Here is a 13808-nt window from a genome sequence, read left to right as displayed (position 1 = left end):
TTAATACCTGCGGAATTTATCCGATCTATATTTAATTAACAAATGATTTTCTTGCGGTGTTGGTAATTTGTGAATGATGTTACACTGGCGCCGGCACAGCATGCCGCCTTTTCCATTCCTCAAGGGCCGATTACTGGTGAAACTGTCAAAGCACTCAATACGCACGCTGGCCTGGCTGGGCCTGTTTGCCATGCTGATGGTATTTGCCGGGCCGTTAATCTCCGCGCAGCTGGTAAAAAACTCACAATATAACAGTGAGATGGGCATGAACATGCCGATGGGCGAGCATATGATGATGATGCATCATCAGACGGGCGACGCCCCCGCCGCACGGCAGCACGCCTCCGGTATGACGGATGACGGCAGCGGCGACCTTTGCGGTTACTGCAGCCTGTTCCATCATAATCCACCGTTGCACTTTACGCTGCCGCCCTTCCTGCACGCGCCGTTTTCCGCCGGTAAGGCTATTGCCGTTATTATTCCAGAACCGGTTATCAGTGAATTATTCCTGCCTTACCAAACGCGCGCGCCGCCAAAAAATATTAACGCCAATAATATTATTTCCACATTTATACTTTAATTTATTAAGGTAGGGGGTAGCGTATTTATTAATTAGACTTCCCCTACCCCATTCAGTGATTTTTATTAATCGTTTTCACCATCGTATTTAATAATTTCCCCACAGTCCGGGCGTCACTAATTCCAACAGATGGCCATCCGGGTCACGGAAATAAATACTTTCCCCGCCGCGCGGCCAGCTCATGCGCCCTTCGATTTCCACCCCGTGCTGGTTTAAGCGTTGCTCCCACTGCGGCAGCTGCGCCTTACTGACCGCGAACCCCAGATGATAGGGGCCGCTGCCGTCGTGAGGCGGTATGTAGCCCGCCTCTTCACGGAAGCCTTCCTGTGCGTCACCTTTGACAAACAGCAGCAGCACGTTCTGACCGCCAACGTTGTAAGCACGAAAGCGTGCTTTCGCCACCATCGCCGGCAGCTGTAATACGGTTTCATAAAAATGGCTGGCGCACGGCATATCGCTGACATACAGCGCCGTTTCGATAATGCGTTCAATCGTGAGCGGCATAGGGCCTCCTGAGCAATGACTACTCAGCAAGCCTAGCCAGCGTGGATAAGACAGGCTAGCAATCCGTGCCCAACCGGCAGGCAAAAAAAACGCGGCCCGGAGGCCGCGTTATGCAAAACAACTTGAGGCTTAGAACTGGTAAACCAGACCCAGCGCTACTACGTCGTCGGTGTTAATTTTCGCCGCACGAGTGAAGTCGTTGTCGTCCATCAGGTTGATTTTGTAATCAACATAGGTGGACATGTTTTTGTTGAAGTAGTAGGTCGCGCCCACGTCAACATACTTCATCAGGTCCTGATCGCCGTAGCCGCGATCGATGTCCTTGCCTTTAGACTGCAGGTAAGCCACGGAAGGACGCAGACCGAAATCGAACTGGTACTGAGCAACCAGTTCAATGTTCTGCGCTTTGTTGGCGTAGCCGTAAGCAGTGCTGCTGCCGCTGTTACCAAAGCGGGTTGCGTTGTAAGACTGGGTGTACATCGCCGCCAGGTAGACGTTGTTGGCGTCATACTTCAGGCCGCCGCTGTACGCTTCAGCCTTGTCGCCATGACCAAACGCAAGACGGTTCTGCTCATTGGTACGGTCAGAAGAGAAGTAAGCCGCCGCCGCGCTGATGCCGTAGCCCAGATCGTAGGTGGCAGACATGCCGTAACCGTCGCCGTTTTGCGCCAGCACGTCGCGACCGTTGTTGGACTCGGTAGCGCTGTCGTTTTTACCCTGGTACTGCAGGGCGAAGTTCAGGCCGTCAACCAGACCGAAGAAGTCATTGTTACGGTAGGTCAGCACGCCGCTAGAACGTTGGAACAGGAAGTTGTCCGCGCCGTAGGTGTCGCCGCCGAATTCCGGCAGCACGTCGGTCCAGGCGCCGATGTCGTACAGAACGCCGTAGTTACGGCCGTAGTCCAGTGAGCCGTAGTCGCCGAAACGCAGACCGGCGAAGCCGACACGGGTGTAGGAATCGTTTTCGTTTTCAGTCTTGTTCAGCTGAACCTGATATTCCCACTCACCGTAACCGGTCAGCTGGTCGCTGATCTGAGTTTCGCCACGCAGGCCGAAACGCAGGTAAGACTGGTCGCCATCAGTGCCATTGTCGTCAGAGAAATAGTGAAGACCATCGATTTTACCGAACAAATCCAGTTTATTACCGTCTTTGTTGTAGATTTCCGCTGCGCCTGCGGTGCCGGCAACCAGCATCGCAGGGACAATCAGGGAGAGTACTCGAAGTTTCATCGTTATTATCCTCGTTAATTATGTCGAGCTACGGCCACTGCCCTTTTGAGCATTATTAGCACGACTGTGCATTACCATTCTGGTAACACGGGTTATATTAATCCAGAAAGAAAATGATACCAAGTGTCCAAGAGTGTTTCTATCGAGCAAGTAAAGGTTGCAAAATGTAAATACCGGCGAACTTTCACAAAAATTTACCGACAAACAAAATAGCGCATCTAAAGACAAAAAATGAATTTAATTTAATAAATTCACTAAGTTATACAAAACCTTAAACTAATGTAGAATTCCATACAAAAATAGCGATCAATAAGCACATACTGTCAAAATATTCCCCTCAAACAGCCACTATAATTCACTCGCTATCATCATTATTTTCATTATTACCTTCATTATCGTAATGATAACCCCTGTACTTTACAGCCGGCCCCCGGGCCGGTTTTTTATTGTCTTTTTACCGCCGACCATACGCCTGCTGGCAAACTATCCGACCAGAAATAATCACTTACAGAAATAATCCCTGATTTAAACTTCCGCACTTATCGCTAAACGTTTTATTTATTTTGGTCTACACATTGATAGCTGGAAAATAAATAAACACTTTCGGCGTAATTATTGACCAGTAAGATAATAAATATCACCGCCGGCCAGCGTTCGTCGCCCGTCATAAAATCTGTTATTCTTGCCGGGTGATTATTGCTTACGGCAACCCCATATGCACTCTCAACTCGAAACCCGATGGCAGCGGCTACAGACCTCGCCATTCCGCGCCAAATTCCGCCTGAACGATAAAGATCGGCTCTACCTGGAAAAGAAAGGCCTCCCCGTGATCCTCAGCCACGCACGCGATTTCATCGACCAGCGTCTGGCCGACGCCCAGCCCAAAAACGACGGTAAACAGACGCCGATGCGCGGCCACCCGGCGTTTGTCGCCCAACACGCCACCGCTACCTGCTGTCGCGGCTGCCTGGCGAAATGGCATGCCATTCCCGCCGGCCAGGCGCTGAACGAACAACAGCGGCGCTACATCGTGCAGTTAATTGCCCTGTGGCTGGTGCGCAAAGCCGGCGCGCAGGCCGACGAGTGCGCAAATGTTTTCGACCCCGATCGCGCTTTGTGATAAAAACACACCACAACTTAAGCCACCATTTCCTAACAGATCCTTGATGCCCACATGACATCCACTTTGTGCACCGAACAACAACAGCCCGGCGTTCCCGAACAGATAGCCACCCGCATCGCCTTTTTTGTCTCCGGCCTCGGCATGGCGGCCTGGGCGCCGCTGGTGCCTTTCGCCAAACTTCGTCTGAACCTGGATGATGGTTCGCTGGGACTGTTGCTGCTGTGCATCGGCGCCGGGTCGCTGCTGGCCATGCCGCTGACCGGGTTGCTGACCGGCAAGCTCGGCTGCCGGCGCGTTATCCTGCTGGCCGGGCTGGCATTGTGCGTCGTTCTGCCGCTGCTGGTGCTGATGGATTCGACGCCGGGCATGGGACTGGCGCTGCTGCTGTTCGGCGCCGCCATCGGCATGATTGACGTCGCAATGAACATCCAGGCGGTGATTGTCGAACGCGCCAGCGGCCGGGCGATGATGTCCGGTTTTCACGGCTTCTTCAGCATCGGCGGGATCGCCGGCGCCGGCGGCGTCAGCCTGTTAATGTGGCTGGGGCTTAGCCCGCTCTCTGCCGTGCTGACCACGGTGCTGGCCATCGCGCTGCTGCTCGCTCTGGCTCAGAAGAACCTGCTGCGCGACAGCGACGCACAAGACGACGGTCCGCTGTTTGTGCTGCCGCGCGGCTGGGTGATGTTTCTCGGCACGCTGTGCTTTATTATGTTTCTGGCGGAAGGCTCCATGCTGGACTGGAGCGCCCTGTTTCTGACGACGCTGCGCGGGGTCGAACACAGCCAGGCCGGACTGGGCTATGCGCTGTTTTCCATCGCCATGACCATCGGCAGGCTGAACGGCGACCGGGTGGTCAACGCCCTGGGACGCTATAAGATATTGCTGCTCGGCAGCCTGTGCGCCGCATTGGGGCTGACGCTGGCGGTGGCCTGCGACAACGCCGTTATTGCCCTGCTGGGCTTTATGCTGGTGGGGCTGGGCGCTTCCAACGTGGTGCCGATTTTATTCAGCGCGGCGGGTAACCAGCGTGATATGCCGGCCAATCTGGCGATCGCGTCGGTAACGACCCTCGGCTATGCCGGTATTCTGGCCGGGCCGGCGCTGATCGGATTTATCGCTCAGGTCTCCAGCCTGACCGTGGCCTTCGGCTGCGTCACCGCGCTGCTGCTGGCGGTAGCCGCCAGCGCCAAAGCCGTTACCCGTTAACTCAGGACGCTGCGTCAACTATGCAAAATCAACAACTGACCATCAGTTCCGGCAATATCATCCGCTGTTTTCTGGTGTTTATTGTGCTGCTGTTTGTCAGCCTCGGCCTGTATGGCTACAACTATACCAACGCCTATCTGAGCGATAAAAAATCGGCGCTGAACACCATCGTCAAAAGCCTGCAAAAGCGCGTGGATACCTACCGCTACGTCACCGAACAGGTTTATGAACGCTTCGGCAATACGCCGATGCTGCAAGCCGCGCCGTCGGTGATGGAAACGCGTCTGCGCCCGGACGTCTACTACGTCGATAAGCCGTATAAAAAAACCGACGCGGTGATTTTCGGCAATCACGACGCCAACACGCTGGCGATGATGGCCCATATCTCCGACTATCTGGATAACCGCTGGGGCGCAAACACCGAAAACTACGCGATGTACTACCTGAACGGGCAGGATAACAGCCTGAGCCTGGTGACCACCCAATCGCTGAAAGATCTGACGTCACGCTTCCGGGATAGCTACCTGACCAACTCGGCCGAGGATCGCCGCACCGAAATGCTGCAGCAGGCCAATATGCTGGACGAACGCGAGAGTTTCTCCACCCTGCGCAAACAGCGTTTCCAGAACGCCTATTCGTTCTCTATCCGCACCACCTTTAACCAACCGGGCCATCTGGCGACGGTGATCGCCTTCGATCTGCCGATCAACGACATTATTCCGTTCAATATGGCTCGCGCCAACTTCGAGCTACAGCCGGTCGACGACGGTATCGATCCGGCGGGCAGCGAAGACGACACTACGACCAGCATGCCCAACACCCCGCAGGTGACGCTGTCAGGCAGTTGGGTCGAGTTCAGCGCCAGCCTGCCCAACGCGCCGCTGAACATGGTGTACCGCGTATCGGTGCTCAGCCTGGCCATCGACCTGCTGCGCAACAACATGTGGCTGCTGGTGACCAATCTGGTGCTGTTCATGCTGTCGCTGATCGCCATCTATTTTATCCGTCACCAGTATGTCCAACCGAGCGAAACGCTGGCCGACGAGCTGGACGCCGAGCGGGCGCTGAATCAGGAGATTATCGCCAGCCTGCCTTCGGGACTGCTGGTGTATGACTTCGCCAGCAATACGGTGATCGCCAGCAACAAGATTGCCGAGCACCTGCTGCCGCATCTCAGCCTGCAGAAAATCGCCCATATGGCGCAGCAGCATCACGGCGTAATCCAGGCCACGGTCAACAACGAAGTGTATGAGATACGCATCTTCCGCAGCCAGCTGACGCCGGAAACCTATCTGTTCCTGCTGAACGATCAGGACAAAGAGGTGATGGTCAACAAACGCCTGCAGCAGGCACGCCGCGAATACGATAAAAACGTGCAGGCGCGCAAGCTGATGCTGCATAACCTCGGCATTGAGCTGAACCAGCCGATGCAGCAGATTCACGACATGGCCGACCGGCTGCGCACCCAGGCGGACCCGCAGCAGCAACAGCAGCTGGTGAACCAACTGTTTGATGAGTCGGCGTCGGTACTGGCGCTGATCGACAATATCACCCTGCTTACCCGCCTGGAAACGCAGGACTGGCAGCCGGCCAGCCAGCCGTTCAGCCCGGCCGCGCTGGTGGATGAACTGCTTAGAGAGGTGCTGCCGGCGCTCAACCGTAAAGGTCTGGCGCTGTTCAACCACTATCAGCTCGACGTCAACCAAACGTATATCGGCGATGCCAACGCCCTGCGCAAGGCGCTGTCGCTGCTTATCCGCTACGCCATTATCACCACTGCCTACGGCAAGATTTCCGTCGTCGTTAACCACGAGCCGGAACGTCCGGAGCAGCTGGTGTTCCATATCAACGACACCGGCGCAGGCATCTCCAACGAAGAGATCAGCAACCTGAACTATCCGTTCCTCAGCCAGACGCTGGTTGACCGCTTCGACCACGGTTCCGGCCTGACGTTTTTCCTCTGCAACCAGCTGTGTAAAAAACTTAACGGCCAGTTGGATATCCGCAGCAAGGTGGATATCGGCACGCGTTACACCATTCGCGTACCGATGGCGCTGGAGCGCCAGGACGAGGAAGAGCAGGAGAAATTGCTGGACGGCGTCACCGCCCTGCTGGAAGTGACCTCCGACGAGATCCGCGGCATCGTCACCCGTCTGCTGCATGCCTACGGCGCTGACTGCATCATTGCCGACGACCGGAAAATCAAGCGCGACTACGACGTGCTGCTGACCGATAATCCGCAGCGGGCCGATGACTATACCCTGTTGCTCAGCAGCGACGAGAACGGCTGGCAGCAGCTGAACAAACGCTATATTCGCGTCAACTACAACCTCGGCAGCGCGATGATCGATGCCATTCTGCTGCTGATTGAACAGCAGATGGCGGCGCTGGATCAGCCGAAAAACCCGCCTGAAATCGGCGCAGATGATATCCAACTGTATGAAAAACAGCTGAAATCAAGTGATTACTATGGCTTGTTTATCGACACAGTACCCGATGACATCAAAAAACTGTATACTGAGGCGGGCAGCGGTGATTTCGAGGCGCTGTCTCAAACTGCTCACCGCCTGAAGGGGGTGTTTGCCATGTTAAACTTGCTTCCCGGCAAGCAACTGTGTGAATCGCTAGAACAGCACATCGCTGACGGTGATGCGCTTAAGATCGAGAACAACATCAGTCAGATTGATTTTTTCGTCAGTAGACTGCTGCAGCAAGGTAACCAACTACATGAATAACCTGAACGTAATTATTGCTGATGACCATCCTATCGTACTGTTTGGCATCCGGAAGTCACTCGAGCAAATTGAATGGGTGAATGTCGTTGGGGAATTTGAAGACTCAACAGCGCTGATCAACAGTCTGTCCAAACTGGACGCCAATGTACTGATCACCGACCTGTCCATGCCCGGCGACAAATACGGCGATGGCATTACGCTGATTAAATACATCAAACGCCATTATCCGCAACTGTCGATCATCGTCCTGACCATGAACAACAACCCGGCCATTCTCAGCGCGGTGCTGGATTTGGACATCGAAGGCATCGTACTGAAACAGGGCGCGCCGACCGATCTGCCGAAAGCACTGGCGGCGCTGCAGAAAGGCAAGAAGTTTACGCCGGAAAGCGTGTCGAAACTGCTGGAGAAAATCAGCGCCAGCGGCTATGGCGACAAACGTCTGTCGCCGAAAGAGAGCGAAGTGCTGCGCCTGTTCGCCGAAGGCTTCCTGGTGACCGAAATCGCCAAGAAATTGAACCGCAGCATCAAAACCATCAGCAGCCAGAAGAAATCGGCAATGATGAAGCTGGGCGTCGACAACGACATCGCCCTGCTCAACTACCTCTCTTCCGTCAGTATGACACAGTTGGATAAAGACTAATCCATCCTGAAACGGGGCCTGAAGGCCCCGTTTTTTTATCCCCGCAAACCTGCCCTACTCCGCATCTTCGCGCGCCGTATCCTGATTCTGCTTGCGCACGATGGCGGAATAGACCGCCAGCGTCTCTGCCAGCGTATCCAGCGTTACCGGTTTGGACAGGCAGTTATCCATGCCGGCCTCAATACAGCGCTGTTTTTCTTCCGCCAGCGCGTTAGCCGTTACGCCAATCACCGGCGAGGTGAAATTCAGCTCACGCAGCCGCTGAGTCAGGCGATAGCCGTCCATATTCGGCATGTTCACGTCGGTCAGCACGATATCCACGCTCTCATGGTTCAATACCCCCAGCGCGTCGACGCCGTCATTGGCGGTCACTACCCGATATCCCAGCGATGTCAGCTGGTCGGAGAGCAGGCGGCGATTGATCGGATGGTCATCAACCACCAGCAGGCGGATATCTCCGTTGTCGACGCCGCAGTTTTTACTTGGCGACGGCAGCGGCATCAGCGCCTTGGCATGACCGTCCTCAAGACCAAACAGCCGGTTGAGCAGGCCAATGGTCTCACGCGGCGTGGAAGTACTGTGCCGCCAGTAGCCCGGATGCAGTTCCTGAGACGGGCCGATATGTTCGGTCGAGAAATAGATATGCGCCAGCAGCGGCGTATTCACCTGCAGATCGTAATCGCTGAGCAGTACGTCGCCGGCGGCAGTGGCCTGACCTTCGTAGCGCAATACCGCCGCGCCGCGCGCATCCAGCAACGCCATCAGATACTGCTCCAGCCGCTGGTTGCGTACGTCCAGCCATAGCGTTTTGCCCTGCCAGGCGTCACTCGGCTGCGGCGCCGGGTATTGCGCGTTAAACAGCGGCAGGCGAACAGAGAACATGCTGCCCAGCCCCGGTTCGGACTCCACGGCGATATCGCCGTCCATCATGTTGATCAGTTTCTCACAGATCGCCAGCCCCAGACCGGTGCCCTGGAAATGGCGTTGCACGCCGGTGCCCACCTGGAAGAACGGATCAAACAGCCGGCTCACCTCTTTCTCCGGGATCCCCACACCGGTATCGCGCACGCTGAAGATCAGGTAATTATCCTGCGCGCAGACCTGCAAAATAATACAGCCGGTATCGGTAAACTTGATGGCGTTATTCAACAGGTTCGACAGCACCTGCTGCAGACGCACCGGATCGCCCGAAATGCGCTCCGGCACGCTCTGTTCAATAAAGCAGTACAGCCCCAGGCGCTTTTTCACCACCAGCGGCAGATAGTTGCCGGCAATGTGGGTAATCACCTCCAGGCAAGAAAACTCGCGCGGCTCAATCTTCAGCTGTTCGGACTCGATTTTCGAGAAATCCAGAATATCGCTGATGATTTTCAGCAGCAGGCTGGATGAGTTATTCATCGCGTTGACCAGCCGGTCGACCCCCTCCGGCAGCGCCTTGGTCTGCAGCAGGTCAAGGTTGCCGATAATGCCGTACAGCGGGGTGCGCAGCTCATGACTGACCGTCGCCAAAAACATGGATTTCGACTGGCTGGCCTGTTCCGCCGCCGCCGCCATCTCCTGCAGCGACTCTTCCATCTTCACGCGCGCGCTGACGTCCACCAGCACGCAAATCGCTACATCTTCGTTGCGATAGCGGGAATGGACGAAGCTGATCTGCAGATTGTTGTTGTCGCTGGTCATCACATCGACAAAATTCACCTGCTGCTCGCAGATAATGCGCGTGATGCGGTCACGATCCTCATGCGTCAACATATTGATATAGTTGTGCGCCAGCTCGTTACTGAGGATATTGGTGCCGTCGCTGATGCGCAGAATACAGATGCCCACCGGCGCTGACGCGACAATCTTGCGGTTAAACTGCTCATGCTCCTCCAGCCGGAAGGCATTCTCCTCCGCTGGCAGGAACATTTTGCGCTCAAACAGCCAGGCCAGGGTAAACAGTATGATGGCCGACAGCAGGTTCAGCAGCACCGCGTTGAGAATCAGCATTTTGAAGCGTTCAAGCACGCTCTTGACCGGCAGCGAATAGACGATGCTGAGCGACGAAGGCGGCAGCGCCTTTTTCATGATTAAATCATGATAGCTGTCCACATAGCCGAAATAGGCATGCTCTTCGGGATAGCTGTTCAGCGCTGACGCGTAGCGTTCACCGTCAGTCAGCCGCAGTATCGGCTGATCGTTTTCATCCAGCAGCGTCACGCCGACCGGCAGCGTGCCCGGCGTGACGAAATCCTCCAGCCGGATGGTCTGTTCAATGCCCAGCAAGGCTTCCAGCTTATTGCCGATATAAATTGGCGCCAGCACATACAGATACCCCACATCCGGACGCTGCTGGCTGGGGCTTATCCAATAAAGGTTGCTGTCTTTATCCTGGTTTTTGGCGTTGCGGTAGGTCAGGATGCGTTCATGCAGCGACTTCAGGGTGTTTTCGCGGTCTGCGACGTCATTGCCCTTGCCAAATTCCGCCATGCACAGGCTGTCGCCGCCGATAAAGAAGACCCGGTTCAGATCGTAAGCCGCGACGAAGTTTTCTTTCCAATACTGAATCAGGCTGCTGAGTGAATCGAGGGAAGTACGATAGTTGGTGTTCAGCGAACAGTTTGACTCCGGATACAGCGGGAAAAATTCCGGCGGCGCGCTTTTACCCGGGAAAATCCCGCCCAGAATATCCAGGCTGCTGACGGAACCGTTCAGCCGGTTTTCCGCCATATATTTGATATCACGAATGATATCCGCCGAGTGGCGGATGTAGCCCTGCGCCTGATCGAAGTTCAGGTTATATTCCTGCCGCAGTTCCGACTCTTTATCGTGCAGGATATTCAGAATATAAAACGTGCTCAGCAGCGCGCCCAGCGACCACAGCAAAACGGCCAGCACCCGGAACATGTAGCGGGAAATTTTTAGCGTGGTACGGAAAGAGGCTAAGTATTTCAATCGGATACCATACAAAAGTGGAGGGATAACGCACGCGTTAAGCGCGGGTCAGCGCCTGGAAAACTGTCGCAATTAAACCATATATCTGAAAAAGGGCCTAGCATCGCTGCTAAGCCCTGTTTTCATCACTCTCACCGACGGGGAAATCCCCTACGGATCAGGCTTCTTCGCCGTCCGTATCGTCAGCGGCAGCGTCGCCGTCATCGTCCAGCGGCGCGGCGTCTTCTTCCGGTACTTCACCCGGTTCAAGACTGTCCAGCTCTTCATCTTCAACCGGTTCGGCCACGCGCTGCAGGCCGACGACATTTTCGTCTTCCGCAGTACGAATCAGCGTCACGCCCTGGGTATTACGGCCCACCACGCTGACCTCCGAGACGCGGGTACGCACCAGCGTGCCGGCATCGGTGATCATCATGATCTGGTCGGTGGTTTCCACCTGCACCGCACCGACAACCTGGCCGTTACGTTCGCTGACCTTGATGGAGATAACCCCCAGGGTCGCGCGCGACTTGGTCGGATACTCGGTGACCGCGGTGCGTTTACCGTAACCATTTTGCGTAACGGTCAGGATATCGCCTTCGCCGCGCGGCACAATCAGGGAAACCACGCTGTCGCCTTCGCCCAGGTTGATGCCGCGTACGCCGGTGGCGGTACGGCCCATGGAGCGCACCTGAGATTCCGGGAAACGCACCACTTTACCGTTGGCGGAGAACAACATCACTTCGTTGCTGCCGTCAGTCAGGTCGACGCCGATCAGCTCATCGCCCTCATTGAGGTTAACCGCAATGATGCCGGCACTGCGCGGACGGCTGAACTCGGTCAACGCCGTTTTCTTCACCGTGCCGCTGGCGGTCGCCATAAACACGTGACGCCCTTCTTCATACTCGCGCACCGGCAGAATCGCGGTGATACGCTCGTTGGCTTCCAGCGGCAACAGGTTGACGATTGGACGCCCGCGCGCGCCGCGGCTTGCTTCCGGCAGTTGGTAAACCTTCATCCAGTACAGACGGCCACGGCTAGAGAAGCACAGAATGGTGTCATGGGTGTTGGCCACCAGCAGACGGTCGATAAAGTCTTCTTCTTTGATCCGCGCGGCGGACTTGCCTTTGCCGCCGCGACGCTGGGCTTCATAGTCGCTCAACGGCTGGTACTTGACGTATCCCTGATGCGACAGGGTGACCACAACGTCTTCCTGGTTGATCAGATCTTCGATGTTGATATCGGAAGAGTTAGCGGTGATTTCCGTGCGGCGCTCGTCGCCGAACTGATCGCGGATTGCCACCAGCTCTTCGCGGATCACTTCCATCAGACGTTCCGGGCTTTCCAGAATAAAGATCAGCTCGGCGATCGTGTTGAGCAGCTCTTTATATTCGTCCAGCAGTTTTTCGTGTTCCAGACCGGTCAGCTTTTGCAGACGCAGATCCAAAATCGCCTGTGCCTGCTGTTCGGTCAGGTAGTATTTACCGTCGCGAATGCCGAATTCCGGCTCCAGCCACTCAGGACGCGCGGCGTCGTCGCCGGCACGCTCCAGCATCGAGGCCACGTTGCCCAGTTCCCACGGTTTGGCCACCAGCCCGGCCTTCGCTTCCGCCGGCGTCGGCGCCTGACGAATCAGCTCGATAATCGGGTCGATGTTAGCCAGCGCAACGGCCAGCGCTTCCAGGATATGGGCGCGGTCACGCGCTTTGCGCAGTTCGAAGATGGTACGACGGGTCACCACTTCACGGCGGTGGCGCACAAAGGCTTCCAGGATGTCTTTCAGGTTCAGCAGCTTCGGCTGCCCCTGATGCAGCGCCACCATGTTGATGCCGAAGGTCACCTGCATTTGCGTCTGCGCGTAGAGGTGGTTCAGCACCACTTCCCCTACCGCGTCGCGGCGCACTTCGATCACGATGCGCATGCCTTCTTTATCAGACTCGTCGCGCAGCGCGCTGATGCCTTCCACGCGCTTGTCTTTCACCAGCTCGGCGATCTTTTCGATCAGCCGCGCCTTGTTCACCTGATACGGGATCTCATGAACGATGATGGTTTCGCGGCCGGTTTTGGCGTCCGCTTCCACTTCGGCGCGGGCGCGGATATACATCTTGCCGCGGCCGGTGCGGTAAGCTTCTTCAATGCCGCGACGGCCGTTGATAATCGCCGCGGTCGGGAAGTCCGGCCCCGGGATATGTTCCATCAGCCCTTCGATGCTGATGTTTTCATCATCAATATAGGCCAGACAGCCGTTGATCACTTCAGACAGGTTGTGCGGCGGAATATTGGTCGCCATACCTACGGCGATACCGGAGGAACCGTTGATCAGCAGGTTGGGGATCTTGGTCGGCATCACCGCCGGCATCTGCTCGCTGCCGTCATAGTTCGGCACGAAATCGACGGTTTCTTTTTCCAGATCCGCCAGCAGTTCGTGAGCGATTTTCGACATGCGCACTTCGGTATAACGCATCGCCGCGGCGGAGTCGCCGTCGACAGAACCGAAGTTGCCCTGACCGTCCACCAGCATATAGCGCAGTGAGAACGGCTGAGCCATACGCACTATTGTGTCGTAGACCGCGCTGTCACCGTGCGGGTGGTATTTACCGATCACGTCACCGACGACACGGGCGGATTTTTTATAGGGTTTATTCCAGTCGTTACCCAGTACATTCATCGCGTACAGAACGCGGCGGTGCACCGGTTTCAATCCATCGCGAACATCCGGCAGCGCACGTCCGACAATAACGGACATTGCATAATCCAGATACGAGCTTTTCAGCTCTTCTTCGATGTTTACCGGTGTGATTTCTCTGGCAAGGTCGCTCATGGAGCTGCTATCCCTCATACTGAATGATTCATCTGCCCTGGCATAGTGCCAAA

Annotated in this window: 9 protein-coding genes; 5 read left to right on the top strand and 4 right to left on the bottom strand. The window is 55.8% G+C overall.

The window, feature by feature from the left end:
- The first annotated feature begins 136 nt into the window (after nucleotides 1-136).
- The gene (locus tag HF675_RS07870) at nucleotides 137-580 is read left to right on the top strand and encodes a DUF2946 domain-containing protein (protein WP_105233445.1); all 444 of its coding nucleotides are present in this window, start codon (nucleotides 137-139) and stop codon (nucleotides 578-580) included.
- 87 nt (nucleotides 581-667) lie between these two features.
- Here the strand turns inward: HF675_RS07870 and HF675_RS07865 are convergent, their stop codons facing one another.
- The gene (locus HF675_RS07865) at nucleotides 668-1084 is read right to left on the bottom strand and encodes a VOC family protein (RefSeq protein WP_187044378.1); all 417 of its coding nucleotides are present in this window, start codon (nucleotides 1082-1084) and stop codon (nucleotides 668-670) included.
- Between the two features lie 129 nt (nucleotides 1085-1213).
- Entirely contained in the window at nucleotides 1214-2314 is a 1101-nt protein-coding gene (locus tag HF675_RS07860; RefSeq protein ID WP_187044377.1) for a porin OmpC, read from the bottom strand.
- Between the two features lie 715 nt (nucleotides 2315-3029).
- Here HF675_RS07860 and HF675_RS07855 point away from each other — a divergent pair.
- Genes HF675_RS07855 through rcsB form a run of 4 tightly spaced genes read left to right on the top strand, consistent with a single transcriptional unit; the run spans nucleotide 3030 to nucleotide 8021 of the window.
- Entirely contained in the window at nucleotides 3030-3434 is a 405-nt protein-coding gene (locus HF675_RS07855; protein ID WP_187044376.1) for a DUF4186 domain-containing protein, read from the top strand.
- A gap of 54 nt (nucleotides 3435-3488) precedes the next feature.
- Nucleotides 3489-4643, top strand: coding sequence for an MFS transporter (locus tag HF675_RS07850; protein WP_187044375.1), 1155 nt, complete (start codon nucleotides 3489-3491; stop codon nucleotides 4641-4643).
- 20 nt (nucleotides 4644-4663) lie between these two features.
- Nucleotides 4664-7378 (top strand): phosphotransferase RcsD, encoded by a 2715-nt coding sequence (gene rcsD, locus HF675_RS07845; RefSeq protein WP_187044374.1) that lies wholly within the window; start codon nucleotides 4664-4666, stop codon nucleotides 7376-7378.
- On the top strand, nucleotides 7371-8021 hold the full coding sequence (gene rcsB, locus HF675_RS07840; protein WP_105231904.1) for a response regulator transcription factor RcsB: 651 nt from the start codon (nucleotides 7371-7373) through the stop codon (nucleotides 8019-8021). Before rcsD ends, rcsB begins: the two co-directional genes overlap by 8 nt.
- A 54-nt stretch (nucleotides 8022-8075) precedes the next feature.
- On the opposite strand, the gene rcsC is transcribed toward rcsB, so the two are convergent.
- Together rcsC and gyrA are read right to left on the bottom strand one after the other, a co-directional pair.
- Complete coding sequence (gene rcsC, locus HF675_RS07835; protein ID WP_187044373.1) at nucleotides 8076-10955, bottom strand: two-component system sensor histidine kinase RcsC; 2880 nt, start codon at nucleotides 10953-10955, stop codon at nucleotides 8076-8078.
- Nucleotides 10956-11112: 157 nt separating this feature from the next.
- Nucleotides 11113-13755 (bottom strand): DNA topoisomerase (ATP-hydrolyzing) subunit A, encoded by a 2643-nt coding sequence (gyrA, locus tag HF675_RS07830; protein ID WP_105231906.1) that lies wholly within the window; start codon nucleotides 13753-13755, stop codon nucleotides 11113-11115.
- Nucleotides 13756-13808 lie beyond the last annotated feature (53 nt).

Origin of the sequence: Serratia sp. JUb9 (assembly GCF_014298095.1) — a bacterium.
Lineage (GTDB): Bacteria > Pseudomonadota > Gammaproteobacteria > Enterobacterales > Enterobacteriaceae > Serratia_B > Serratia_B rhizosphaerae.
This window is presented reverse-complemented; position numbering and strand designations above follow the sequence as displayed.

Bases quoted from the DNA above. Each gene is read 5' to 3' on its own strand.
- HF675_RS07865 (WP_187044378.1), bottom strand. From the start codon at position 1,084: ATGCCGCTCACGATTGAACGCATTATCGAAACGGCGCTGTATGTCAGC.
- HF675_RS07860 (WP_187044377.1), bottom strand. From the start codon at position 2,314: ATGAAACTTCGAGTACTCTCCCTGATTGTCCCTGCGATGCTGGTTGCC.
- HF675_RS07855 (WP_187044376.1), top strand. From the start codon at position 3,030: ATGCACTCTCAACTCGAAACCCGATGGCAGCGGCTACAGACCTCGCCA.
- HF675_RS07850 (WP_187044375.1), top strand. From the start codon at position 3,489: ATGACATCCACTTTGTGCACCGAACAACAACAGCCCGGCGTTCCCGAA.
- rcsD (WP_187044374.1), top strand. From the start codon at position 4,664: ATGCAAAATCAACAACTGACCATCAGTTCCGGCAATATCATCCGCTGT.
- rcsB (WP_105231904.1), top strand. From the start codon at position 7,371: ATGAATAACCTGAACGTAATTATTGCTGATGACCATCCTATCGTACTG.
- gyrA (WP_105231906.1), bottom strand. From the start codon at position 13,755: ATGAGCGACCTTGCCAGAGAAATCACACCGGTAAACATCGAAGAAGAG.